Below are 24,821 nucleotides of genomic sequence, written 5' to 3'. Positions count from 1 at the left end.
ACCTTGACGTCCAAGGCGATATCGACAAAGACCTACCCGTGAATCATGTAGCGCCACCCCTTGTGGGTGGCATTTTTTACATAAAGACGACCCCGACTGTCAATGGTTTTGCCACCCACAAGGGGTGGCGCTACAAGGTGGCGCTACTGGGTGACGCTACGAGGTGGCGCTACAACCGCTTATTCAGGACGCTGCCGCAGGGTGTGAACCCAATCGGGGTTGGGCTGCCCTTCCCATGCCAATACCTGGGCACGCGAGGGCGCACGCCACACTCCGCCGCCGATGCTGGGCAGCGGCTTGACCCGATACCAGAACCAGCGGCCGTCTTCGTCTTGCGATGCCCAGTTCCAGCCTTCCGGCGCAGCGGTCCAATCGAGAGTACACACTTATGCTATCTCAGGATAATTGTTTGCCAAAGCTCGTTTTTCCATATCGATCAATGAAAAATACTTTTCAACATCAACGTTCTGAAAACGCAAAACGTTTGCCCTTTTCAGCAATTCCTTACCGTACAAATCCTTGTCCATGTCCAAAAAAGCCATTAAAAGGCCCTGGTACTTATCTTCATCCAAAGTAGCCGACACAATCAGCAAAGGATTTGGCGTCCACTCCGTAAAATCCATTGTTTGTATCCCCGCCAACACTTCGGGGCAATGAGATCGGATCAGATCCAAATACCAACCATCGATAGCGGTAATATCAATCTCATGGCTAGTCAGTGCATTGATCAAGCCCAATGGATTCCCATAAGGGCCCCTTGATTCGGCAAACAGTGCCCTTCCGTATTTCGCCGCATACGACGACAAATGCATTCGAGGCGCATTCCAGCCAGACTGCGAGTCTTTGACCATCCATCCGTAGCGCGAACCAAAGCTGTCTTCAAGACGGCCCCATCCTTCACTCTCCCGAATTAAAAACTCGCTCCTGTAACGCGCCAGCCCCCCATATGCAGGCCAGGCGGGAATTACGCCAACCAAAGGCCGGACTTCAAGGCCCGCCGCAAGGGCACGGATAAATGGCCACCCACACATAAACACCGCACACAATCCCGGCCTGCTCCACAAATCGGAAATGGGTTTTGGCCAGGCGTGATCGATTACCTCAACCTGTAGATCCGCCTTATTTAAAGCGTATTGAAGCAGGCCGGCCCACGCATTTTTTGCACTGGGACAGACATCGTACATTCTTGTCGAAGCAATCAAACCCATGGTTTCCTGTGTTTACGCAAACCTTAGTATCTGCCCCACGCCTTTTATTTTGGCTTTTTCCAATAAGGCATGCCCCAAGGCAATATCTGTTGTGGATAAGCCCCTGTGCCAGAACAAAATGGTTTCACCATCGTTTTCCCTGCCGGATTTCAATCCAGCGACAATCTGGCCAAGCTCAGCATGAAGATTGTGTTCAGTCAGCTTATCGCTATCCACGTGGGCACGCAAAGAGCCGAAAGGAAGTCCTTTACGACATTGCCCCCAGTCGTCAACCACCACCTTGTCCATTATGTCTGTAAGCGATAGCTCAACCGCACTCATCGTGCCATAAGGCACAACAAATGCCCCTTTCTTTATCCACCCTGTTTTTAATAAAGGAGCCGGTTCAGGTAAACGGGACGCCTCTACAATAATATCGGCGTCGCGTACGCAATCTTCCCAATTGTTGACAGCAATAACCGGTTTCTTTAAATCCCGGGATAGCCGTTCAGCAAACGCATTCTGGCTTTCAGGCCTTTTGGAATGAACACGGATTTCATCAAAATCGTATAAGGAATCCAACAACCTCACATTCCAATAAGATGTCCCTCGCGATCCAATGTGCCCAAGAACTTTACTGTTTTTCCTTGCCAGATATTTTGCACCCAACGCAGTGACCGCGCCCGTGCGCATGTCTGTAATGGATGTCGCATTAATAATGGCTAGCGGTTTGCCCGTTACAGGGGAGAACAGACTCAACAGGGCAAGCTCCGAAGGCAGGTCGACTTTGTAATTATCAACAAAGTCCCCTACAACCTTGATGCCTGCGACATCCAAAGACTTTATATACCCTCTCAAGACATTGAAATGCCCTTTGTCCGATGATTCAGGCACCAAGTGCACCCTGGGCTCGATAACCGTTTCTTTTTTCCCCTGTGCCAACAGAGCAGACTCAACCGCAGCCAATATTTCTGCATCGGTAAGCGATAACGCTTCGATATCCGGCCCATTCAAGTAGGTAATATTTATTGATTGCACCTAAAGCTCCTATCTACTGCAGAGGTTTAATGTTTGCCTTTTTAATAATGGCGCCCCAGTTTTTCGTATCTGCCGCTATTTTTTTGGAAAAATCCTCAGGCGTGCTTCCAACCGTCGTAACGCCCAGCGCCGATAGTTTATTCTTGACGTTTACATCACTCAGAACTGCAGCGACGTCTTTCTGTATTTTCTGGACAATCGCCTGGGGAACATTTTTTTGCGTGATCAATCCATACCAGGAAGTCACATCGAACCCTTTATATCCACTGTCGGATACGGTAGGAACGCCGGGCAACTCCGGGAGTTGCTCGGGGCCAGCTACGGCCAGAGCAGTCAATTTGCCATCTTTGATATAGGGCAGAACAGTGGAAATGCCGGCGAACATGGCACTCACATTTCCCGCTATCACATCGTTTAACGCCGGCGACATTCCCGCATAAGGTACATGCAGCATGTTGATTCCCGCCATTTGCTTCAATAACTCGCCGGCCAGATGGGCTCCGCTGCCTATACCCGGCGAAGAAAAATCAACCTTGTCCGGATTGGCTTTTGCATAGCTGATAAATTCGGCAAAACTCTTCACCGGCATTTTTTTCCCAACGACCAATACGTTTGGCGAAGCTGCCAACTCGGTAATGGGCGCAAAATCCGCCACTTTAAAAGTCAATTTCGTGAATAACAATTCATTGACGGTCAGGTTTCCTACGGGCGCCAGCACCAGGGTATAACCATCTGGAGCAGCCTTGGCCCCCATGGACATACCTATATTGCCAGCCGCCCCAGGTTTATTTTCAACAATGACCGACTGCTTCCATTTTTCCGCCAAATGCTGAGCAACAATTCGTGCAAGCGTGTCCGCTATGCCTGCCGCCGCGAACGGAACTATCAACTTAACGGATCGATCCGGATAGGTTCCCGCACTTGCCGCAAACGCATTGCCCATTGAGGCAAGCGATACCACGCCCACCAATAACCCAGCTATTTTCTTTACGATACTCATAAAAGTCTCCGATGGTGCGAATTAGCCTTAAATGTTTGCCAACAGGGATCCGACAACTCTAGAGCTACAAGACATAACGGGTCGGCAATCACAAGATTGCGCGGCCTGTTTACTAAAAAAATGGGTTTGCATAATTATGTATAGACATATACATAATGTAGAGAATAACGGACGGCGCGTCAATAGCTTATAAAACCAGACTCTCTAACGCCCCACCGCATAGGCCTGCATTAGCCTGGGTGAGGCGGCCGCGTGCAGCAGGCCATCAGCCTCGCGCGATGCGACGGCCAGACGCCCGCCGCTAATTCGAATGGCACCTACAAGGGATATTGCGGCAGAAACGTACTCACCGCTGATGTAGCGGCAGCCCTTGTGGCTGCCATGTTTGCAAAACGGGGCGCAAGTTATTGTGCCGATGGCAGCCACAAGGGCTGCCGCTACAAACGCATACCACCTACAACGGGTCACGCAACAGATCAATCGGACTCAGCCACATTAACGCCCCACCGCATAAGCCTGCATCAACCTGGGCGAGGCGGCCGCGCGCAGCAAGCCATCGGTATCGCGCGAGGCGGCGGTCAGGCGTCCAATGCTCCACGGCTCGGACTCTTCAATCTGATGGCCTCGACTGCGCAGATCGTCCATCATCGCGCTTCCCACGCTGCTCTCGATCGTAATGTTCCCAGGCTTTCGGGCACGCGGATAAAAAGAACTGGGAAAATGCTGGGTATGGAACATGGGCATATCAATGGCCTCCTGCAGGTTCAAACCCTGATGGACATGCCGCAAAAACAATATCAACTGCCACTGCTCTTGCTGGTCGCCGCCCGGCGTGCCAAACACCATGTAGGGCGCGCCGTCTTTCAACAGAAAGGTGGGACTCAAGGTAGTCCTGGGGCGTTTGTTCGGCGCCAGCGTCCCCGGCAAACCCTCCTCCAGCCAGAACATCTGCGCCCGCGTATTCAAACCAAAACCCAGCTCCGGAATGACCGGCGACGACTGCAGCCAGCCCCCCGAGGGCGTAACGGTGATCATGTTGCCCCATCGATCAATCACATCGATGTGCGTGGTGTCGCCACGTCTGGCGGAAACGGCCCGGTTGGCCAAATCCATGGCTGAAACCGGCGTGTCGAGCGCCGTTTGCGGTGAAAGACGCTCGAGGCTGGCCACGACGCGGCTCACTTGCGCTTCATAGCCCGGAATCACGCCCGGACTTAGCTGATTGAAGGCCCGATCACCGATCAAGCGGCTGCGCGCCCGGTTGTAGTCATCAGACAGCAAGGCCGAAATAGGCACATCCACAAAATGGGTATCGCCGTAATAGGCTTCGCGATCGGCAAACGCGAGCTTCATGGCTTCAACCAGCACATGCACAAAGCGCGGGTCATCGGCCTCCAGGCTTGAAATATCCGTGTGCTTGAGCAGCGCCAGAACCTGCAGAAAGGTTGGCCCCTGACTCCAGGGCCCCGTTTTCGACACCGTCATATTGCCATACTGATACTGCAAGGGTGTTTCGTAACTGGCCGACCAACGGGCCATGTCATCGCCGCAGATAACGCCTTTATGAGGAGTTCCGCTCTCATCCATCACTTCGGTTTGCGACGCGAATCGGTCAATGGCCTGGGCCACGAAGCCCTGGTAAAACACTTTTCTGGCCTTTTCAATTTGGGCCTCGCGATCGCTGCCCGCGCTTTCCGCTTCGGCCAACAGGCGAGTCCACGTCTGCGCCAGCACAGGATTGCAAAAAAGCTTGCCGCCCTCGGGCACGGCACCGCCGGGCAGGTAGGTTTGGGCGGAGCTAGGCCAATACGTTTGAAAAAAATCTTTCATGTTGGCAATAACATTCGATATGCGCGGCAGCAACGGATGCCCCGTCTGCGCATAATAAATGGCCGGCTCCAGCACTTCACGCAACCGCATCGTGCCATGATCGCGCAACAGGATCATCCAGGCATCGAAAGCGCCGGGCACGACAGCCGCCAGCAAACCGTTGCCGGGGATCATCGACAAGCCTTCGGACCGGTAATGATCCAGCGTCGCCCCGCCCGGAGTGGTCCCCTGCCCGCACAACACTTCAATTTTTTTTGTGCGCGCAGAGTAAAAAATACCGGGTACTTCACCTGCCGGGCCCACCAGGTTGGGCTCCACCACATGCAGCATGAACCCGCCGGCCACGCACGCATCAAAGGCATTGCCGCCGCGCTCCAGCATCGCCATGCATACCGAGGAGGCAAGCCAATGGGTAGAGGTGACAACACCGAAGGTGCCGGTAATTTCTGGGCGGGTCGTAAACATGATGAGTAGTTTTAGAAGGTAGGAAAGACAATGTGGAGGCAGTGGTTTACAGCGCGTGGATGGCACCCACAAGGGGTGCCGCTACAAAAACGTGGCCACCACAACGCCCAGAACGAAACACGTCTATTTGGCTGCCATCGTAACGCCCTTCAAACGAATCAGCCCATCGGGATAGGGTACAAACCCCTGCAGCTGTTTTTTCAACGCAAACGTCCAGGGCAGGTAGTAGGTATAAAAAACAGGACGCTTGGCCTGCATCTGTTCCAGGAACTTGGCGTAGAGCACCTTGCGCTTGTTGGTGTCCAGTTCCACCCGCGCGTCGACCAATAGCTGGTTCATGGTTTTGTCGCAGAACTTGCCATCGTTCAGGCTTCCCTTGCAACCCACGTACTGGAAAACGTTGGCGCTGGGATCCACCCGCCCCGACCATCCGGCCTGCGCCAGCTGAAAATCGCCCCTGGCCATGGCGGACTGCAAGGCCGCAAACTGCATGGGCCGCAGCGTAATATCAAACCCCGCCTCGCGGCCCATGGCCTGTATCATCTCCATGACCTGCTGCATGATCGTGTTGGTGCCGTAGGTAATCTCGACCTTGACCCGGTCAAACCCGGCCTCCTTCAATAGCTCGCGGGCTTTCTTTACATCGCTTCCCTTGCGTTCGAATTTTTTGTCGTATGCAAAGCTGGCCGGAGGAAAAGGCTGAAATGCAGGTTGATACAACCCCAAGCCCACCACCTGGTTGATGGCGTCCTTATCGAGGGCCAGATCGAAGGCTTGCCGCACACGCGCATCTTTGGCGAAGGGGTTGATTGCGCCGCGGGGGCCATTGGCAAAATTAACCGAAATCGCCTGAAATCCCAGGCCGGTAATGGGCGCGAAAACCAACTTGGGATCGTCCTTTACCGTTTGCGCATCGCTGGGGGCGATCCGTTCCGCAATATCCAGACCGCCGGCGCGCAAATCGTTCAGGCGCACCGTTGCATCGGGAATCGGCTTGAAGACAAGCCTGTCGAAATGGTAATCCGCCGCATCCCAGTATTGGGGAAATTTTTCCAGCACGATGCGGTCGTTTTGCACGCGCTCTTTAAAGCGATAGGGGCCCGAGCACACCGGTTGCTTGCCGGGATTTTTATCGAAGCTTGCGGGCGACTGCATCATGCCGGCACGGTCGGACAATTGCGACAGCAGCGATGCGTCAGGCTCGGTCAGATGCAGGACAACCGTTTTGGAGTCCGGTGCATCGACACTGGCCAGCGTCGCCAGCTCGCTCTTGCGGTTGCTGTCGGGCAAGGTTTTGGCGCGATCCAGATTGGCCTTGACCGAAGCCGCATCGACCGGCGTGCCATCGTGGTAGACCACGTGATCGCGCAAAGTGAATTTCAAGGTTTTATTGTCGGTCCAGGTCCACGATGTCGCCAACTGGGGCACGAACTTCAGGTCGGGAGTGATGTCCACCAGTTTGTCGCACAGCGACGCAAACACAATACGCCCTACAAATGTTCTTGATCGCGCAGGGTCAAGCTGATCGGGATCATCCTGCAGGCCGATAGTCAGCGTGGTCTGGGCAAACGCCACGCCCGACAAAAGCAGGCCTGCCACCGCCGCCAGTTTCAAGATTATTTTATGCATGATGAGTCCCCTAAATGTGGATAAGCATTTCGATGACGAAAGGCAATATGCTTTTGTAGCGGCACCCCTTGTGGGTGCCACGGGCATTTGTTGCCGACTAAAATGACACCCACAAGGGGTGTCGCTACAACAGATTAAGACGCCCCCCACCGAGGGGTGGCGCCACAACAGATTAAGATGCCACCCACAAGGGGTGGCGCTGCAAAGTCAATAAACACCTATACGGTGGCGCGCCACGAAATGGCCGGGGCTCACCTCGGCCAGAGGTTCAACCCGCGGCTCATCGCCCACCAGGCGCACCGCGCTGGGTATTTCGTCGACCAGCAGCGAATGGGCCCGATGGCGGCGGCTGGGATCGGCAATGGGCACGGCGGCCATCAATTTTCGGGTATAGGGGTGCTGCGGGTTTTCAAAAACAGCCGACCGCGGCCCTATTTCCACCACTTGCCCCAGGTACATCACAACCACCCGGTGGCTAATGCGTTCGACCACCGCCATGTCGTGAGAAATAAACAAAATAGCCAAACCGAACTCGCGCTGAAGATCGAGCAGCAGGTTCACGATCTGGGCCTGTATCGATACATCCAGGGCCGACACGGACTCATCGGCAATCACAATTTTCGGATTCAAGGCCAGCGCCCGGGCGATACATATACGCTGCCTTTGCCCGCCCGAGAATTCATGGGGATAGCGGTCTATCATCTCGGGGCTAAGGCCACACTTGTCCATCAGCCAGCGCACTCGCTCTTGCGCCGCGCGCCCCTTGGCAACACCGTGAATCAGCAACGGCTCCATGATCGAATAGCCGATGGTCACGCGTGGGTCGAGCGAGGCGAACGGATCCTGGAAAATAAACTGGATATTGCGGCGCAAGGCCTGCATTTCGGCGCTGCGCAAATGGCCTATATCCTGCCCCTGAAAAATGATTTTCCCGGCACGCGCGTTTTCCAGGCGCGCCAGGGACCGCCCCGTCGTGGTCTTTCCGCAACCCGACTCACCCACCAGCGCCAGCGTTTCTCCGGGGTACATATCGAAGCTGACCTGCTCGACCGCATGCACGCGTTTCTTTACACGCCCGAGCCAATCGCTGGCGATATCGAATCGGGCCACCAATTTATCGACTTGCAGAATCGGCCCCGCCTCATGCTTCACGGTGCCGGGCAGGAAAGCAGGCGCGACCGTGCCTGGGTTATCCGAAACCTCGGCGCCCAGCAGAGCAAATGGCGCGGGGTCGCGCACACCGGTCATGGCGCCCAGCCTGGGCACGGCGGATAACAAGGCTTTGGTATAGCGATGATTAGGCCGCAAAAATATGTCGTCCGACGAATTCTCTTCGACGCTTTCACCGCGATACATCACCATCACACGATCAGCAACCTCGGCCACCACACCCATATCGTGCGTGATAAAAATCACGCCCATGTCCATATCCTGCTGCAGCTGGCGAATCAATTGCAGAATCTGCGCCTGGATCGTGACATCCAGTGCTGTCGTAGGTTCGTCGGCGATCAGAACCTGAGGCTTGCATGACAGCGCCATGGCGATCATGATGCGCTGGCGCATCCCGCCCGACAACTGATGTGGATACCGATCCTGGATGGCGCGCGCGTCCGGAATGCGCACTGTTTCGAGCAGGCGCAGCGTTTCGGCACGAGCGGCTGCCGAGTTCATGCCCTGATGCAGTTGCAGGGCTTCGGCAATTTGCCGTCCAGCCGTGAAGCTCGGGTTCAGCGAGGTCATCGGCTCTTGAAAAATCATGGCAATATCGGCGCCGCGTGCCGTTTTCATGACGGCTTCGGAGGCAGTCGTCAGATTCAGCACCTCATTGCTGCGCCGACGCAGCAGGATTTCGCCTTGCGTAATGCGGCCCGCACCAAATTCGACCAGACGCATCAGGGACAAGGAGGTCACCGACTTACCCGACCCGGACTCTCCGACAATCGCCAGCGTTTCGCCCCGGTCGACATGAAAAGAAACATTGCTCACCGCGTCGACCACGCGATCGGGCGTTTTAAAGACGACGCTCAGGCCAGAGACCTGAACGACGCGTTTTTCATTCATCGACGACGTCATTTACGCACCCTGTCGCGGATCGAGCGCATCGCGCAAGCCATCGCCCAACAAATTGAACCCCAGCACCACCAGGAAAATCGCCAGGCCCGGGAAGACCGACATCCACGGCGCCTGCACCATGAAATCTTTTGCGGTGTTCAGCATGGATCCCCAGGAAGGACTGGGCGGCTGCAGGCCCAGGCCCAGGAACGACAAACTGGCCTCGGCAATAATGGCTTTGGCAATCAGGATGGTGGCCTGGACGATGAGCGGGGGCATCACGTTGGGTAAAATATGACGCACGATGATGCGTGTATTGGACGCCCCCAGCGAGCGCGTGCTTTGCACATAGTCTTCGTTTTTAATGGCCAGGACCTGGCCGCGCGTCAGGCGTATGAGAAGCGGCGCGGCCGACACCCCGATTGCAAGCATGGCGTTGATCAGGCTGGGCCCCAGAAACGCGGCGAGCGCAATGGCCAGAATAAGAAAGGGGATGGAAAAAAGGGCCTCGGTGACCCGGGATATGCAGCCATCGATCCAGCCGCCGAAATAGCCCGCCAGCAAACCAAACGGCACGCCCACCACCAGGGCAATCAGCACAGAAGCCATGCCCGCGATGAGCGAAGCACGCGCGCCATACACCATGCGGGAAAAAATATCGCGCCCTAATTCATCGGTGCCGAACCAATGCGCCGCGGAGGGCGCCTTGCGTATCGTCGAGAAACTGACCTGTATGGGGTCGTAGCCCGCAAGCAGCGGCGCGCACACGGCTACCAGAACGAAAAACAGGACAACCACGCCACCCAGCATGGCCGAGTGATTGCGCCTGAACTTGCCCCAGGCGCGGCTCTTGCGCTGCGGCGGGGTGATTGGCCCGGCGTTGATGGCGTGCGTGCTCATGCGTACCTCAACCGCGGATTAACGAGGATATACAAAACATCGGCGACCAGCGTCAGCGCTATGAACCCGAAGGAAATGCACAACACAATCCCCTCCACAACCGCATAGTCGCGATTGAACACGGCGTCCACCAGCAATTTGCCAAAGCCGGGTATGCCGAAGACCTGCTCGGTCAGCACCGCGCCCGCCAGCAATTCGCCAAACAGTATCGTCACCAGAGTCACAATCGGCATTAGCGCATTGCGTAAGGCGTGGCGCAATACCACGACCGATTCCGAAGCCCCTTTGGCGCGCGCCGTGCGCACGTAATCGGCGCTTAACGCCTCCAGCATGGCCGAGCGCGTATGGCGCATCAGGTAGGCGCTGATCACCGTGGACAGCACGACAGCCGGCATCAGCATGGTTTTTAAAGACAGCCACAAGTCCTCGGACGGAGGCACAAAACCCGAGGCCGGCAGCAACTTCCATTGGACCGCCACCAGCATGATCAGGAGTATGCCCAGCCAGAAGTTCGGGATGGACATGCCCGAGAGCGCCATCATATTGGCGCCGAACTCAAACCGCGTCCCTTTCTTGACGGCGGCCAGGATGCCCAGCGGAATTCCAATGCCTATGGCCAGAATCATGGCCATGATTGACAGTTGAATCGTGACCGGCAGCTTTTGAGCGATAAGCTTCGTTACGGGAATGTCGGTACGCAAGGACATGCCCAGATTTCCCTGCCCCACCTGCTTGATCCAGGCGAAATACTGTACCGGGATCGGATCATTAAGCCGATATTTTTCGCGCAGATAAGTCAGCACTGCCGGGTCGCGCTCTTCGCTCGCCATCGCCAGCACCGGATCGCCGGGCAAGATTCTCTGTAGGCCAAACACCATCATGGATACCAATATCAGCGTTGGTATGGCCACGATGATGCGACGCAAAATAAGCTTGAACATGTAGAAATATCCTGGCGCGCCGGCGTTATCTCAACTTACCCTTTGGCAAACGAAACGCCTTTGAGGCGGATCATCCCGTCGGGGAACGGGTCAAAGCCTTGCACTTTTTTGCGCACGACGAACGGCCAGGGCTGGTAATAGGTGTACATGCTGGGCAGCTCATCCTGCAAAATGGCCTGCGCCTTATCGTAGAGGGCTTTGCGCTTGGCCGTATCAGGCACGGTGCGGGCTTCCTTAAGCAGTTTATCAACCTCGGGATTGCAATACTTGCCGTCGTTCAAGGAGCCCCCGCAGGTCACAAAATTATAAATATTGCCGTCGGGGTCTACGCGGCCCGACCAGCCACGCATGTCCACCTGAAAATTGCCCTTGCGGTCGTCGGCCAGCATGGCTGCATATTCGGTCGGACGCAGGCTTATCTGGAACCCGGCCTGGGCGGCCATGGCCTGAACCATTTCAGCCGTTGATGAGGCGATGGTGTTGTTGCCGAAGCTGAGCTCGGCCTTCACGGTCGTCATGCCGGCCTGCTTCAGCAGTGCGCGGGCCTTGGCAATATCGGGCTTGGTAACGGGGAACTTGTCGCTGTAATAAGGGCTGGCAAGCGGAAAGGGCTGCTGCGCCGGCACGAAAATGCCGCCGCCTATGACTTTATTGATGGCATCGCGGTCAATAGTCAGCTCGAAGGCTTGCCGCACCAGCTTGTTGGCGAATGGATTGGTTTTGGACTTGGGACCATTGTTGGTATTGAACATGAACTGCTGAAAACCCAGACCCGTTACCGGCTTGAAAACCAGATTGGGGTCGGCCTTGACCTGGGCCACATCGCTTGGATTCAAGCGTTCGAGGATATCGATGCTGCCCGAGCGCAGGTTCTGCAACCGCACCGTGGTGTCCGGAATGGGCATGAACACCAGCTTCTGAAAATGGTAATCGCCGGCATCGTAATACTTGTCGAATTTTTCAAGCACGATGCGATCATTTTGCACACGCTCGACAAACTTGTACGGGCCCGAACAAACCGGGTGGCGCCCAACGGTCGAGGCGCTATCGGCACCCGCGAAACTCTTGGGCGACAGCATCATGCCCGCGCGATCGGACAATTGCGCAAGCAGTGTGGCGTCAGGCTGTTTGACCGTAATCACCAGAGTGGTAGGATTGGGCGCATCCACCTGTGCGACGGACGCCAATTCACCTTTGCGCATGCTTTCGGGCATGGTCCGATCCCGATCCAGATTGGCTTTGGCCGCAGCCGCGTCAAAGTGTGTGCCATCGTGAAATACCGCGTCATCGCGCAATTTGAACGTCAAGACCTTGTTGTCCGCGCTCCATGACCATGACGTCGCCAGGCGGGGAACGAATTCCAGCTTGGCATTGGTGTCGACCAATTTATCGCACAAAGAGGCAAAGACCATGCGCGCCACGTAGGTGCGCGAACGCGCCGGATCCAGCGTGTCGGGGTCTTCCTGCATACCAATGCGCAACGTCTGGGCGAAGCTGGCCGTAGCCGCTACACCCAGCAAAATTCCGCCCAGCGCCATGGTGATTCTTTTCATCGTTATGTCTCCTAATTTATTTTATTAAAACCCGACGGCCTGGCCATCACGCCGGCTATCGCTTGCTGCCACATACCCATGCTCATTATCGTCTGCGGACAGGCGCCAGATAAACTGGCCGGCGCCGAAATCCATATACGGATCGTAGACCGACTGGAACTTATGTCCAAGCGATTTCAGGCCGGCAACGGTATCGGCACCCATGTTCGGTTCGATATCGAGGGAAAAATCGCGATTGATCTTCCAGCGCGGCGCGCAGCATGCCGCCTGCGGCTGCTGATCGTAATCGATCATCCGCACCAGGGTTTGCACATGCCCCTGGGGCTGTATGTCGCCGCCCATGACGCCAAAACTCATGACCGGCTTGCCGTCCTTGGTGAGGAACCCCGGAATAATCGTGTGAAAGGGCCGCTTGCCTCCCGCCACGACATTGGGCGACTGCGGATCCATCGAAAATCCCACGCCCCGGTTCTGCAGGCTGATCCCGGTATCGGGCACGACCACCCCGGAACCAAAACCCATGTAGTTCGATTGAATGAAGGAAATCATCATGCCGCTTTCATCGGCCGCCGACAGGTAGATTGTCCCGCCTGCATGAGGGCGGCCCGCCTGATAGACGCCCGCGCGATCCCGGGAGATGAGCGCAGCGCGGCTCTTCAGGTAGTTGTCGTCGAGCATCTGCGAGGGTGAAACATCCATCGCCCGCGGATCGGCCGCGTACTGATACAAATCGGCGAAGGCCAGCTTCATGGCTTCGATCTGCAAGTGCTGCGACTGCACCGAGTCAACCGGCATCTGGCGCAAATCGAAATGCTCAAGCATGCCCAAAGCCATCAGCGCCGCGATGCCCTGCCCGTTGGGCGGAATTTCATGCACCGTGTAGCCATGATAATTTTTTGACAGGGGCTCGACCCATTCGGGCCGATAATTGCGCAAGTCGTCGAGCGTCATCGCACCATCGCCCGCGCGGCTAAAGGCCGCAATCTTTTCAGCCAGCTCACCTTCATAAAAATCGCGGCCGCGGCTTTGCGCAATACGCTTGAGCGTTTCGGCGGCTCCCGCAAGACGGAACATCTCCCCAATTTCAGGGGCCCTGCCCTTGGGCATGAAGGCCTGGGCGTAACCGGGCTGGCCCTTGAGTTCGGGCACGGCCTTGGCCCATTTGCCTGCCACGATGGGCGGCACGGCATACCCGCGGCGGGCGACCTCGATGGCCGGCTCGAACAGGTCTTCAAACGGCAGACGCCCAAATTTTTCGTGCAAGGCGGCCCAGCCCGCCACCACCCCCGGCACCGTGACCGTGTCCCATCCGCGTACGGGCTGCTTGGCCAGGCCATTGCCGTCAACCCCGTGACGGCGCTTGAAGTACTCGACGTTCCACGCGGCCGGGGCCACGCCGGAAGAATTCAAGCCATGCAATTTTTTGCCATCCCACACGATGGCAAAACAATCGCCGCCCAGTCCGCAGGACACCGGCTCCACCAGCACCATCATCGCACCCGCCGCGATGGCGGCATCGACAGCGTTGCCCCCTTTCAGCAACATGCGCAACCCCGCCTGAGCACCCAGCGGATGAGAGGTCGACACCACGTTACGGGCAAACAAGGGAATGCGGCTGGTGGGATAGGGATTGGACCAATTGAAATTCTTCATGGCAGGCAGATATAGAGGATATATATGTATGGAGGGCTTATAAGCTACTATCACGCAATCATTAAATCAATTTATTTTTAATATTTCATTCACAATATTTTCTTATGAGCTTGCTTCGCTTCATGCGCACCTTTGTAGCCGTCGCCCATCACGGCTCTTTTTCCGATGCGGCGGATCATGTCGGCCTGACCCAGGCGGCCGTCAGCCTGCAAATGCGGGCGCTTGAAGACGAATTCGGACGAGCGCTGTTCGACCGTACCGGCCGCCTGGCCGCGCTTAATGCCGCAGGGCAAGAATTGCTGCCCGAGATCGAACAACTACTTGAACACTACGAACGAATACGCAGGCCCAAACCGGCCCCCGGGGAGTTCGTCGGAAGCCTCACCGTGGGTGCCATCGTATCGTGCATGAGCGTCTTGGCGATCGTCGTGTCACGCCTGAAAAGCGAACACCGAGGATTGGAAATCCGGCTGGTCTCGGGCAAATCCAGCGAACTCAGCCACAAGGTCGACAACGGCGACATTGACGCGGCGCTGGTCGTAGGCACGGCGAAGAAAATGGCCGGCACCCGATGGAGGATGCTGTATCAGGAACCGCTACGCGTCATTACGCCACCGTCCGTGCCGGGTGATAACCCCAGGAACATCCTTAAAAACCATCCCTTCCTGCGCTTTGACCGGTCCCAGCACACGGGGGCACAGATCGACCGCGTATTAAAAAAAATGGGTGTTGCGCCTGATGATTTCCTTGAATTGAACGCCATCGAACAAGTGCTGGACCTGGTCAGGCACGGCGTGGGGGTCACCGTTCTGCCGCTGCTGCATACCGTCAAGTGGGCAGACGTCAAAGACCTGCGAACCTTGCCCCTGCCCGATGAGCTGGGCCCTGTCACGCGCGACGTCGGCATGCTGGAGCGCCGCGACCACCGTCAGCAGGACGTCACCAAAGCCATTTTCAGCCGCTATTCGGCCATGGCTGCGCAATAGGGAGGCGGTTTGGGTGGCACCCACAAGGGGTGCCGCTACAAAAACGTACCCACTACTCACGTAGCGGCAGCCCTTGTGGCTGCCATTTTGCCAATCGAAAACCAGATAGCCGAGTATAGTTGCAGCAAGTCAGCTGGATGCTCTATATTTACCCTCACTCTTTTCTCGGGAACTCACCATGAGTCAAATTCAAATTGCAGTTGTCGTCGGCAGCCTGCGCAAAGATTCATTCAACCGCAAGCTGGCTGGCGCTTTGGCCAAACTGGCGCCGTCCGATTTTTCGTTCAAACAGGTACAGATCGGCGACTTGCCGCTGTACAACCAGGACGACGACGCCAACCAGGCCGCGCCCGTCAAACGCCTGAAAGCCGAAATCGCCGCCTCGCAAGGCCTGCTTTTTGTTACGCCCGAATACAACCGTTCAATGCCCGGCGTGCTTAAAAACGCCATCGACCACGCCTCGCGCCCCTATGGCCAGAACGCCTGGGCCGGCAAACCCGCCGGCGTACTGGGCATATCGGTGGGCGCCATAGGCACGGCGCTGGCTCAACAACATTTGCGCAACGTGCTGGCCTACTTGAACGTACCGGCACTCGGCCAGCCCGAAGTATTTCTTCAACACAAAGAAGGCCTGTTCGACGCGAACGGCAGCATAAGCGCAGACAGCCACAAGTTCCTGCAAAACTGGATGGATCAGTATGTAGACTGGGTGAAAAAACACCTGGCCTGAAGCAGTCGCGGGTTTGCGGCACCCACAAGGGGTGCCGCTACACACAAAAGAAGCCGCTACAAGAGCGTACCCGTAGCAGGTGTAGTGGCAGCCCTTGTGGCTGCCATAAAACCCACCGAATCACTAAGTGAAAGCCATGAACGAAAGTTTTCCGGGTTTCTCCGGCCCCGCCGCCAGCACAGAGGCGCCACTGGAAATGCTGGCAGCCTGCCACATCCGGATCGAGCGCCAATGCGCCACTTTAAAGCGCCTGGCGCTGCACGTGGCCCAGCATGGCGCGGATGCACAGGCCAGCACAGCCGCCGCGAACGTAATGCGCTATTTCGACACGGCGGCACTGCAGCACCACGCCGATGAGGAAGAAAACCTGTTCCCCGCCCTGATCGAATCCATGGCCGGCTCGGACGCAGTCTGCATACGAGAAATGACGCAAGGCCTGGCGGATGACCACCGCGCACTGGAAGCGCGCTGGCGGCGTCTGCGCCAGGTGCTGGAACACATCGCGGCGGGCCAGCCCACTAATCTGCCCACCGATGACATCGACGCATTTACCGGCCTGTACGAGCGCCACCTCAAGCTTGAAGAAGACGAGTTGTTGCCGATGGCGGCCCGTTTGCTTGGCGACGATGAGCTGGCCGCCATCGGTCGCGCCATGCGCGAGCGACGAGGCATAGGCGAAGTTTAGGCCGCCGGAACAATCGGCTTTTCAAGCGGCACAATAACCATCCACGACACGCCAAATTGGTCGGCGACCATGCCAAAGCGCGAGGCATAGAACGTCTTGTCCATGGGCATCTGCACCTGCCCGCCTTTGGACAATGCCGCAAACAGGCGTTCGGCCTCGGCATCGCTACTCGCATTGAGCGATAGTGAAAATCCCTTGAAGTCAGGCTTGCCTTGGCACCGGCCATCGGAAGCATGCACCGTGCTCTCGCCGATGCGCATGGTCATGTGCATGATCTTGTTCTCGGAACCCGCAGGCATCTGCGCCTTGCATTCTTCAGAGGGTTCGGGGCCATCTTTCATACGCATAAGCATCACCACCTCGGCGCCCAGCGTACTGCGATAAAAATTGGCCGCCTCTTCACAGCGGCCATCGAAAAACAGGTAGGGTGTGACTTGCATGGCAATCTCCTTCAAGACTTGGAATATGAAAGGCGAGGATGTCGGCAGGTTTATTCAGACACAGTGTTGCACTTTTGTGTACACCGTACACAAAATAGTAGCAAAGATAATGTACAGTGTCTACATCTTTTGGAGGAATAATGAAAGCCAATGTAAGCCGGCCGCCGGCGCGCAGCACTTATCGCCATGGAGACCTGCGCCACGCACTCCTGGAAGCGGGAATCGACCTGGCGCGTGCGGGCGGCCCCGACGCGATCGTGCTGCGCGAGGCCACCCGTCGCGCAGGCGTAGTGCCCAATGCCGCCTACCGGCATTTCGCCAGCCGGCATGAATTGCTCCAAGCCGTACGCGCAGCCGCTCTTTCCGAACTGGCAGTGGCGATGGAAACGGAATTGGCGGGGCTGCATCAGGGGAAAAATCCTGTTGAATTCGCCCGCGCCAGCGTGCGAGCCGTGGGCACCGCTTATTTGCGATTCGCCCAAACCGAAACAGGGCTGTTTCGTACCGCATTTGCGGCCACCGATCCGGTGGAACAGGACACCGACCCCGCAAAAACAGGCGCCACGGGCCTCAACCCCTATCAATTGCTAGGCTTGGCCCTTGACAGGCTGGTCAAAGCCGGCGTGCTTGCCCCGAATCGCCGCGCGGACGCCGAATACCTGGCCTGGTCAGCCGTGCACGGCCTGGCCATGTTGATTATTGAAGGCCCCTTGCACAACCTGACCCCCGCGCAGACAGCCGTTGTCGGTCAGCGCCTGCTGGACATGGTCGAAAAAGGGTTATAACGTTCGAAGCGCTAGCGGCGCCACCCGCGACCACCCCAGCCATGGTGACGACGGCCACCACCCCACCAGCCAAAGCCGAAGTTCAAAGATACCGGCGGACCGATATAAGCGGGGGCCGGCTCCACGTAGACAGGGGCGGGTTCCACATAAGCGGGCGCCGCATAATAGCCGTCCGAGTAGCTATAAGACGAATAGCCAGCCGGATAGACGGCGCAACCGCCGAGAACTGCCATCACACTGAGCGAAAAAATCAGGCGTTTCGCCACGCCGGTCGTAATTTGTCTCATGTCGTTTGGACATCGCCGGTACCCGGCGGTTCGATAATCACGGGCTTTGTTACAACTGTAGTGAATCGGTTGCAAGGGCTTGTAGCGGCAGCCCTTGTGGCTGCCATCGGTGATCTGAAAATACCGCAACGATTATCAACGATTTGGCACCCACAAGAGGTGCCGCTACATGCGACGGCCACGTCAATTAGACCCACCAACGATCCCCCAAACACCCACCACACGAGCGTCGGGGCCAGTCAAGGTGGGGCGGGCGATTCGGGCGCGCCGCGCGCAGGGCCGGCTTCGGGGATTCAAGGCGTGCGCTGTTTGAGCGGGACGCTTGCGAATAGCCTGGGGGGCTATTCGCCTCGCGAGTTCGCACGCCGCCCCGAAGCCGGTCCTGCGCGCGGGAAGTTCTGGCGCAGCCAGAACCGTGCCCGTCCGAGCCCGATCCACCTTGACTGGCCCCGATGCGGGGCTAGAAGAAGGTTCCAAGCAAGATAACATTAATGCGAAAGGATGAATGCCACCCACAAGGGGTGGCGCTACGGGTTTTGTGCTATTTTTGCTTCTTGTCATCAGAACCGGATAGATCAATCATGCAATATCGACGTTTAGGCAAAAGCAATCTCAAAGTGTCGGCCCTATGTCTGGGCACCATGATGTTCGGCGACCAAACCGAACTGGACGAAGCGCGGAGCATCGTCGCCTCGGCCCACGAACACGGAATCAACTTCATCGACACCGCCGACGTATACACCAAAGGCGAATCCGAACAAATGGTGGGCAAGCTGCTACACGCCAATCGCCATGACTGGGTACTGGCGACCAAGCTGGGCAACGCCATGAGCGCGCAACCCAACCAATCGCACTACTCACGCAGCTGGATGATGCGCGAAGTCGACAACAGCCTGCGGCGCCTGGCGACCGATTACGTCGACATCCTGTACCTGCACCGCGACTTTCATGGAGAAAACCTGGAAGAAGCCGTACGAACCCTGGGCGACCTGATCCGCGAAGGCAAAATCCGCGCCTTCGGCGTTTCCAACTTCCGCGGCTGGCGCATTGCCGAAATCATTCGTTTATGCGAAAAAACCAACGTCCCCGCCCCCATCGTATGCCAGCCTTACTACAACCTGCTCAATCGCGGCCCCGAAGTGGAAATCCTGCCCGCCTGCGCGCATTACGGACTGGGCGTGGCGTCATACAGCCCCATTGCCCGCGGGGTTCTAACAGGCAAATACCTGCCCGGACAAAGCCCCGCCGACAGCACCCGCGCGGCGCGCGGCGACAAACGCATGATGGAGACCGAATTCCGTGAAGAATCGCTGTTGATTGCGCAAACACTGCAGCGGCATTGCGAAGCACGCGATATCAAGCCCGGACACTTCGCCACGGCATGGGTTCTGGCCAACGCACTGGTCAGCGCCGTGATCGCCGGGCCACGCACCCTGGCTCAAATGGAAGACTATTACCCTGCCATCGATATCAAGATCTCCGCCCAGGAAGAAGCCCTGGTCGATAGCCTCGTCAGCCCCGGGCACCCTTCAAGCCCGGGCTACAACGATCCCGGCTATCCGTTCTTCGGACGAGTCGCAAAAACCCAGTCCCAGAAAGACGTGGTCACCCCATAATAAACATTGGCGCCCGGCTGGTGGTGCAATGCGTGGGCCCGCTTGCGCGACTGGAACCAGCCGCCCTTGGCCCGCCAATGGTGGGAGGCGTGATGCATGACGTCATAAAACAAGTACCCGCACATTACGCCCAAGGTCGCGGCGAGCGCCAGCCACACATCAATCAACAAGAAAAGCGGCGCAAACACCAGCGCCGCAATCAATAACAGGCTGCCCACGGTAGAGGTGCCTATCAACGCAAAAGGCCGTTTGTGATGTTCGTCGTGCCAGCGTTTGAAAGGCTGCAGACCGTGCAGAATATGGCGGTGCAAGACATATTCGATCAGGCTCCATACCGCCAGCCCCAGCACCAAGGCCAGCGCCAACACCGGCCAGCGCCCAATCGGCGTATAAAACAACACCGCAAAAAAACCTGCGAGAATAGTCGCCGGGTACACAACAAAATCAGCGGCATACGCGACCGGGCTGTGCTCAAGTGCAAAAAATTTCATCGGTATCCTCGGTTTGCACCATATGGTCAGGCTAATCGTCATGATACCGGAGTTTGCATCAACCAATAAACGGAGTTTGCAACAATCAAAACCTTCCGGAATTAAAATGTCATAATCGCGTCTGACCAGGCAATTGAACTCTGCCAGGGCGAACATGTCTACCCGTATGCCTGCAGCCCGCACTGAAGGAAATTAAGCCCAAACCATGACCACCCTGTCTTCGACGCGGCGCTCGATGCTGCTGATCGGCATACCCGTGCTGGCTGTCCTGGGCGGCGCGATCTGGCTGATAACCCACCACAAAACCGATGCCGCGCCGCCACCTGCGCAGACAACGTCGGTCGTGGCCACAACGACCCGGGTACAGCAACACGACGTCCCTATCTATCTTACCGGCATCGGCACCGTCACCGCACGCGAAAGTGTCACGGTCAGGGCACGCGTAGATGGCCAGCTGGAGGCCATCGGCTTCAAGGAGGGGCAGGACGTCACCCAGGGACAATTGATTGCCCAGATCGATCCGCGCACGCTGCAGGCCCAGCTGGATCAGGCGCTGGCTCAGAAGGCAAAAGACGCGGCGCAACTGGCCAACGCCCGGCTGGACCTGCGCCGTTATACGGACCTGGCCAAACAAAACGCCTCGCCCCGGCAACTCCTGGACACTCAGCGAGCTCAAGTAGCCCAGCTGGAGGCCGCCCTACAGGCCGACGAGGCGCAAGTCAACTACGCCAAAACCCAATTTAGCTTTACCCGCATTACCGCTCCGATCAGCGGGCGCGTGGGTGCCAGGCTGGTCGATCCGGGCAATATCGTACACGCGACGGACCCCAACGGCCTGGTGGTCATTAATCAGATCGATCCCATCTCCGTCGTATTCACCCTGCCTGAAGAATCGTTCCAGGATATCAACCAAGCCCTGCATAACAGCAAAACTCCTCTGGCCGTAACGGCTTATGCCCGCAACAACCCCGAAGCGCTGGGGCAAGGCCACCTGATCCTGCTGAACAACCAGATCGACACCAGCACCGGCACCGTGCAGTTGAAGGCCGATTTTCCAAACTCGGACCACAAGCTGTGGCCCGGCCAGTACGTCAATGCCCGGCTTTACCTGGGCGTGCGCAAAAGCGCGTTGACCATCCCCTCGCAGGCCGTCTTGCGCGGGCCCGAGGGCAACTTCACCTTCGTCGTCGACGCGAACGACACGGCGCGGGTTCAAGCCATTCATGTGCTTGGAATCCAGGACGGCCTGGCCATTGTCGACAAAGGGTTGCAAGCCGGGCAAAGGATCGTGACAGACGGCCAGTACAAACTCAAGACGGGAGTCAAAGTCACTGAATCAAGTCCGCAAAAGGCAGCCAGCACGACCCAGGACGACACCAATTGAGCATCTCCGCCACATTCATCAAGCGGCCGATTGGCACGTCGCTGCTGGCGCTGGCGCTCTTTCTGGTCGGGGCGGCGGTATGGCCGCTCCTCCCGGTCGCCCCCCTGCCGCAGGTGGACTTCCCCACTATCCAGGTCACCGGCAAGCTGCCGGGCGGCGACCCCGAGACGATGGCCTCGAGCGTGGCCCAGCCGCTGGAGCGACAGTTCTCCCAAATAGCGGGCCTGACACAAATGACCTCGGTCAGCGCGCTGGGCTCGACGCAAATCACGCTGCAATTCGATCTGGCGCGCAATATCGACTCTGCGTCGCTGGACGTACAGTCGGCCATCAATGCGGCCACCGGGCAGCTACCGGCCAATATGCCCAGCCCGCCCACCTTTCGCAAGATCAATCCGGCCGACTTCTCCATCATGCTCCTGTCGGTCCAGTCCGACGTGCTGCCGCTGACGCAAGTCAATGATTACGCCGACAACATACTGGCGCAGCAACTCTCGCAAATCGAAGGTGTCGGGCTAGTCAACATTTTTGGCCAGAAGAAACCGGCCATACGCATACAGGTAGACCCCGTCAAACTGGCGGCCCTGGGCCTGAGCCTGGAAGACATACGCGGCGTCATTGCCAACACCACGGTCAACCAGCCCAAAGGCACGATAGATGGCCCCAAGCAAAGCTTTACCGTCTACACCAACGACCAGCTGCTCGATGCCCAGCCCTGGAATGACGTCGTGCTGGCCTATCGCAATGGCACGCCGATACGAATCAAGGACGTGGGCATTGCGGTGCCCGGAGCCGAAGATGTCAAGCAGGCAGCCTGGGCCTTTCCCGGAAAGGCCGCGACTCCGGGCGACTCAGCCATCAGCGGCCCATCGCTGATCGTGGGCATCACCAAGCAGCCCGGCGCGAACGTCGTGGAAACCGTGGAGCGCATCAAGGCGGCGATGCCACACCTGCTGGCCTCCATTCCGCCCACGGTCCATGTCAGCACCATGACCGACCGCACGCAAAACATACGCGCTTCGCTGCACGAAGTCGAACTGACCCTGCTGCTGTCGATTTGTCTGGTGGTCGGCACGATTTTCGTTTTCCTGCGCAGCGTCCCGGCCACCCTGATACCCAGCGCCACCGTGCCGCTGGCGCTATTGGGCACGGCCGCCATCATGTATCTGGTGGGATTTAGCCTGGACAATCTGTCGTTGATGGCGCTGACCATTGCCGTGGGCTTCGTTGTGGACGACGCCATCGTGATGCTGGAAAACATATATCGCCACATCGAAGAGGGCATGCCGCCGATGGAGGCAGCCTACAAGGGGTCGGCCGAAATCGGCTTTACCATTGTTTCGATTTCAATTTCACTGATTGCCGTATTCATACCCCTGTTGCTGATGGGCGGCATTGTCGGCCGGCTGTTTCGCGAATTCGCAATTACGGTGACGCTCACCATCGTGGTCTCGGTCGTGGTGTCGCTCACGCTGACCCCCATGCTCTGCTCACGCTTTCTCAAAAACAGCAATCGCGAATCGCATGGCCGCATCTATCGCACGTTCGAGCGCGGCTTTGACCTCCTGCATAACGGCTACCGGCGCGGACTGAACCTGGTCTTGCGCCATCAGTTCATTACGCTGTGCAGCTTTATTGCCACCGTCGCGGCCACAGCGGTACTGTTCATCGTCATTCCAAAGGGCTTCTTCCCCCAGCAGGACACCGGCTTCGTCTTCGGCTTTGCCGAAACCTCGCAGGACTCATCATTCTCGGCCATGAACACGCGCATGATGGCGCTGGCCGACGTCATACGCGAAGACCCGGACGTTAGCGGGTTTGGCATGAGCAGCAACCAGCCTACCTTCAACACCGGCCGATTCTTCATCAACCTCAAGCCCAAGGACCAGGGCCGCACCATCAGCGCCGACCAGGTCATTGCGCGCTTAAGGCCGAAACTTGCCGATATCGAGGGCATCCGGCTCTTCATGCAGGCCGGACAAGACATCAATGTGGGCGGCCGGCTGTCGCGCACCCAATACCAGTACACGTTGACCGACGCCAATCTGGATGAGCTCAATATCTGGGCGCCCAGGCTGCTCGCGCGCTTTCGGCAACTGCCGGAGCTGACCGATGTAGCCTCCGACCAGCAAAACGCGGCCAGCACGGCAACCATCACCATAGACCGGGCCCGGGCGGCGAGCTTTGGCATCACGCCGGCCCTGATCGACGCAACCATCTACGACGCCATAGGCCAGCGCCAGGTGGCGCAATACTTCACGCAGATCAACAGCTACCACGTCGTGCTGGAAGTCACTCCGCGCCTGCAGGAAGACCCCAATCTTTTCAGCAAGCTTTACGTGACCTCGCCCATTACCAAGCAGCAAGTGCCGCTGTCGAGTTTCGTTACGGTGGACACCAACAAGACAGGCTACCTGTCGATCAGCCATCAAAGCCAGTTTCCCGCGGTCACCCTGTCATTCAATCTGGCCCCGGGCGTGGCGCTTGGACAAGCCGTCACGGCGATCGAGAAGGCCCAGTCCACGATGAACGTGCCGCAGTCGCTGATTGGAGCATTCCAGGGAACGGCCAAGGCCTTTGGCGATTCGCTGGCCAGCCAACCCTATCTGATCGCCGCCGCGCTGGTCGCCGTTTACATCGTGCTGGGGCTGCTGTATGAAAGCTACATCCACCCGCTGACGATTCTGTCGACCCTGCCCTCGGCCGGCGTGGGCGCATTGCTGATACTGATGGCCAATGGCTACGATCTGAGCGTTATTGCCCTCATCGGGATTATTTTGCTGATCGGTATCGTCAAGAAAAACGGCATCATGATGATCGACTTTGCGCTTACCGCCGAACGCGAGCACGGGATGTCGCCGCGAGACGCCATCTATCAGGCCTGCCTTTTGCGTTTTCGCCCCATCATGATGACCACCATGTGCGCGCTGCTAAGCGGCCTGCCCCTGATGCTGGGCCACGGCGCCGGATCGGAACTGCGCCAGCCGCTGGGCTTTGCCATGGTGGGCGGCCTGATCCTATCGCAAGCCTTGACGCTCTTCACCACGCCGGTCATCTACCTTTACCTGGACCGCGCCCACTATTGGTATATGCGCCGCAAGCAGGCCCGCCGCGCGTATAAAGCCAGAAAGGCGCGTCTGGCCCGGCGCGCCCTGCGGAATGAATAAAG

The 24,821-nt window shown here is 57.6% G+C and carries 21 protein-coding genes; 7 read left to right on the top strand and 14 right to left on the bottom strand.

What is annotated here, in order from left to right:
* Window positions 1-179: 179 nt before the first annotated feature.
* The 11 genes from EDC26_RS09195 to EDC26_RS09145 form a co-directional block, all read right to left on the bottom strand.
* Window positions 180-386, bottom strand: a complete 207-nt coding sequence (locus tag EDC26_RS09195; protein ID WP_132581759.1) for a hypothetical protein — start codon at window positions 384-386, stop codon at window positions 180-182.
* Window positions 387-1,208, bottom strand: coding sequence for a phosphate/phosphite/phosphonate ABC transporter substrate-binding protein (locus tag EDC26_RS09190; RefSeq protein WP_132581757.1), 822 nt, complete (start codon window positions 1,206-1,208; stop codon window positions 387-389).
* A gap of 12 nt (window positions 1,209-1,220) precedes the next feature.
* Window positions 1,221-2,225, bottom strand: coding sequence for an ornithine cyclodeaminase family protein (locus tag EDC26_RS09185; RefSeq protein WP_132581755.1), 1,005 nt, complete (start codon window positions 2,223-2,225; stop codon window positions 1,221-1,223).
* Between the two features lie 13 nt (window positions 2,226-2,238).
* The gene (locus EDC26_RS09180) at window positions 2,239-3,225 is read right to left on the bottom strand and encodes a Bug family tripartite tricarboxylate transporter substrate binding protein (RefSeq protein ID WP_165930971.1); all 987 of its coding nucleotides are present in this window, start codon (window positions 3,223-3,225) and stop codon (window positions 2,239-2,241) included.
* A gap of 495 nt (window positions 3,226-3,720) precedes the next feature.
* Window positions 3,721-5,520 carry a gamma-glutamyltransferase family protein gene (locus EDC26_RS09175; protein WP_132581753.1) on the bottom strand — a complete coding sequence of 600 codons (1,800 nt, stop codon included), beginning with the start codon at window positions 5,518-5,520 and terminating at the stop codon, window positions 3,721-3,723.
* Between the two features lie 123 nt (window positions 5,521-5,643).
* Complete coding sequence (locus EDC26_RS09170; RefSeq protein WP_132581751.1) at window positions 5,644-7,149, bottom strand: ABC transporter substrate-binding protein; 1,506 nt, start codon at window positions 7,147-7,149, stop codon at window positions 5,644-5,646.
* 207 nt (window positions 7,150-7,356) lie between these two features.
* Entirely contained in the window at window positions 7,357-9,222 is a 1,866-nt protein-coding gene (locus EDC26_RS09165; RefSeq protein ID WP_481859723.1) for a dipeptide ABC transporter ATP-binding protein, read from the bottom strand.
* The gene (locus EDC26_RS09160; RefSeq protein ID WP_132581749.1) at window positions 9,223-10,101 is read right to left on the bottom strand and encodes an ABC transporter permease; all 879 of its coding nucleotides are present in this window, start codon (window positions 10,099-10,101) and stop codon (window positions 9,223-9,225) included. It lies immediately after the preceding gene.
* Window positions 10,098-11,042, bottom strand: coding sequence for an ABC transporter permease (locus EDC26_RS09155; RefSeq protein ID WP_132581747.1), 945 nt, complete (start codon window positions 11,040-11,042; stop codon window positions 10,098-10,100). Before EDC26_RS09155 ends, EDC26_RS09160 begins: the two co-directional genes overlap by 4 nt.
* Window positions 11,043-11,077: 35 nt before the next feature.
* The gene (locus EDC26_RS09150) at window positions 11,078-12,595 is read right to left on the bottom strand and encodes an ABC transporter substrate-binding protein (RefSeq protein ID WP_132581745.1); all 1,518 of its coding nucleotides are present in this window, start codon (window positions 12,593-12,595) and stop codon (window positions 11,078-11,080) included.
* A 24-nt stretch (window positions 12,596-12,619) separates the two neighbouring features.
* Window positions 12,620-14,248: a gamma-glutamyltransferase family protein gene (locus EDC26_RS09145; RefSeq protein WP_132581743.1), complete on the bottom strand. Its 1,629-nt coding sequence runs from the start codon at window positions 14,246-14,248 to the stop codon at window positions 12,620-12,622.
* A gap of 104 nt (window positions 14,249-14,352) precedes the next feature.
* Here EDC26_RS09145 and EDC26_RS09140 point away from each other — a divergent pair, with 104 nt between their 5' ends.
* The 3 genes from EDC26_RS09140 (at window position 14,353) to EDC26_RS09130 (ending at window position 16,649) form a co-directional block, all read left to right on the top strand.
* Window positions 14,353-15,234, top strand: a complete 882-nt coding sequence (locus EDC26_RS09140; RefSeq protein WP_132581741.1) for a LysR family transcriptional regulator — start codon at window positions 14,353-14,355, stop codon at window positions 15,232-15,234.
* A 178-nt stretch (window positions 15,235-15,412) separates the two neighbouring features.
* Window positions 15,413-15,964 (top strand): NADPH-dependent FMN reductase, encoded by a 552-nt coding sequence (locus EDC26_RS09135; RefSeq protein ID WP_132581739.1) that lies wholly within the window; start codon window positions 15,413-15,415, stop codon window positions 15,962-15,964.
* A 136-nt stretch (window positions 15,965-16,100) separates the two neighbouring features.
* Entirely contained in the window at window positions 16,101-16,649 is a 549-nt protein-coding gene (locus EDC26_RS09130; RefSeq protein WP_132581737.1) for a hemerythrin domain-containing protein, read from the top strand.
* Here the strand turns inward: EDC26_RS09130 and EDC26_RS09125 are convergent.
* Entirely contained in the window at window positions 16,646-17,089 is a 444-nt protein-coding gene (locus EDC26_RS09125; RefSeq protein ID WP_132581735.1) for a VOC family protein, read from the bottom strand. The genes EDC26_RS09130 and EDC26_RS09125 overlap by 4 nt on opposite strands.
* A gap of 140 nt (window positions 17,090-17,229) precedes the next feature.
* Between EDC26_RS09125 and EDC26_RS09120 the strand changes: the two genes are divergently transcribed.
* A complete protein-coding gene (locus EDC26_RS09120) occupies window positions 17,230-17,874 on the top strand; it encodes a TetR/AcrR family transcriptional regulator (RefSeq protein WP_132581733.1) in 645 nt (214 codons plus the stop codon).
* A gap of 11 nt (window positions 17,875-17,885) precedes the next feature.
* On the opposite strand, the gene EDC26_RS09115 is transcribed toward EDC26_RS09120, so the two are convergent.
* Window positions 17,886-18,161, bottom strand: coding sequence for a hypothetical protein (locus tag EDC26_RS09115; RefSeq protein ID WP_132581731.1), 276 nt, complete (start codon window positions 18,159-18,161; stop codon window positions 17,886-17,888).
* 581 nt (window positions 18,162-18,742) lie between these two features.
* Here EDC26_RS09115 and EDC26_RS09110 point away from each other — a divergent pair.
* Window positions 18,743-19,777: an aldo/keto reductase gene (locus tag EDC26_RS09110; RefSeq protein WP_132581729.1), complete on the top strand. Its 1,035-nt coding sequence runs from the start codon at window positions 18,743-18,745 to the stop codon at window positions 19,775-19,777.
* Here the strand turns inward: EDC26_RS09110 and EDC26_RS09105 are convergent.
* On the bottom strand, window positions 19,717-20,268 hold the full coding sequence (locus EDC26_RS09105; protein ID WP_132581727.1) for a sterol desaturase family protein: 552 nt from the start codon (window positions 20,266-20,268) through the stop codon (window positions 19,717-19,719). The genes EDC26_RS09110 and EDC26_RS09105 overlap by 61 nt on opposite strands.
* Window positions 20,269-20,473: 205 nt before the next feature.
* Between EDC26_RS09105 and EDC26_RS09100 the strand changes: the two genes are divergently transcribed.
* Window positions 20,474-21,652, top strand: a complete 1,179-nt coding sequence (locus EDC26_RS09100) for an efflux RND transporter periplasmic adaptor subunit (protein ID WP_132581725.1) — start codon at window positions 20,474-20,476, stop codon at window positions 21,650-21,652.
* A complete protein-coding gene (locus EDC26_RS09095) occupies window positions 21,649-24,819 on the top strand; it encodes an efflux RND transporter permease subunit (protein WP_132581723.1) in 3,171 nt (1,056 codons plus the stop codon). Before EDC26_RS09100 ends, EDC26_RS09095 begins: the two co-directional genes overlap by 4 nt.
* Window positions 24,820-24,821: the final 2 nt, after the last annotated feature.

It is taken from the genome of Paralcaligenes ureilyticus (assembly GCF_004346225.1).
Taxonomy (GTDB): domain Bacteria; phylum Pseudomonadota; class Gammaproteobacteria; order Burkholderiales; family Burkholderiaceae_B; genus Paralcaligenes; species Paralcaligenes ureilyticus.
This window is presented reverse-complemented; position numbering and strand designations above follow the sequence as displayed.

Bases quoted from the DNA above. Each gene is read 5' to 3' on its own strand.
- EDC26_RS09190 (WP_132581757.1), bottom strand. From the start codon at position 1,208: ATGGGTTTGATTGCTTCGACAAGAATGTACGATGTCTGTCCCAGTGCA.
- EDC26_RS09180 (WP_165930971.1), bottom strand. From the start codon at position 3,225: ATGAGTATCGTAAAGAAAATAGCTGGGTTATTGGTGGGCGTGGTATCG.
- EDC26_RS09175 (WP_132581753.1), bottom strand. From the start codon at position 5,520: ATGTTTACGACCCGCCCAGAAATTACCGGCACCTTCGGTGTTGTCACC.
- EDC26_RS09170 (WP_132581751.1), bottom strand. From the start codon at position 7,149: ATGCATAAAATAATCTTGAAACTGGCGGCGGTGGCAGGCCTGCTTTTG.
- EDC26_RS09165 (WP_481859723.1), bottom strand. From the start codon at position 9,222: ATGACGTCGTCGATGAATGAAAAACGCGTCGTTCAGGTCTCTGGCCTG.
- EDC26_RS09160 (WP_132581749.1), bottom strand. From the start codon at position 10,101: ATGAGCACGCACGCCATCAACGCCGGGCCAATCACCCCGCCGCAGCGC.
- EDC26_RS09155 (WP_132581747.1), bottom strand. From the start codon at position 11,042: ATGTTCAAGCTTATTTTGCGTCGCATCATCGTGGCCATACCAACGCTG.
- EDC26_RS09150 (WP_132581745.1), bottom strand. From the start codon at position 12,595: ATGAAAAGAATCACCATGGCGCTGGGCGGAATTTTGCTGGGTGTAGCG.
- EDC26_RS09145 (WP_132581743.1), bottom strand. From the start codon at position 14,248: ATGAAGAATTTCAATTGGTCCAATCCCTATCCCACCAGCCGCATTCCC.
- EDC26_RS09140 (WP_132581741.1), top strand. From the start codon at position 14,353: ATGAGCTTGCTTCGCTTCATGCGCACCTTTGTAGCCGTCGCCCATCAC.
- EDC26_RS09135 (WP_132581739.1), top strand. From the start codon at position 15,413: ATGAGTCAAATTCAAATTGCAGTTGTCGTCGGCAGCCTGCGCAAAGAT.
- EDC26_RS09130 (WP_132581737.1), top strand. From the start codon at position 16,101: ATGAACGAAAGTTTTCCGGGTTTCTCCGGCCCCGCCGCCAGCACAGAG.
- EDC26_RS09125 (WP_132581735.1), bottom strand. From the start codon at position 17,089: ATGCAAGTCACACCCTACCTGTTTTTCGATGGCCGCTGTGAAGAGGCG.
- EDC26_RS09120 (WP_132581733.1), top strand. From the start codon at position 17,230: ATGAAAGCCAATGTAAGCCGGCCGCCGGCGCGCAGCACTTATCGCCAT.
- EDC26_RS09115 (WP_132581731.1), bottom strand. From the start codon at position 18,161: ATGAGACAAATTACGACCGGCGTGGCGAAACGCCTGATTTTTTCGCTC.
- EDC26_RS09110 (WP_132581729.1), top strand. From the start codon at position 18,743: ATGCAATATCGACGTTTAGGCAAAAGCAATCTCAAAGTGTCGGCCCTA.
- EDC26_RS09105 (WP_132581727.1), bottom strand. From the start codon at position 20,268: ATGAAATTTTTTGCACTTGAGCACAGCCCGGTCGCGTATGCCGCTGAT.
- EDC26_RS09100 (WP_132581725.1), top strand. From the start codon at position 20,474: ATGACCACCCTGTCTTCGACGCGGCGCTCGATGCTGCTGATCGGCATA.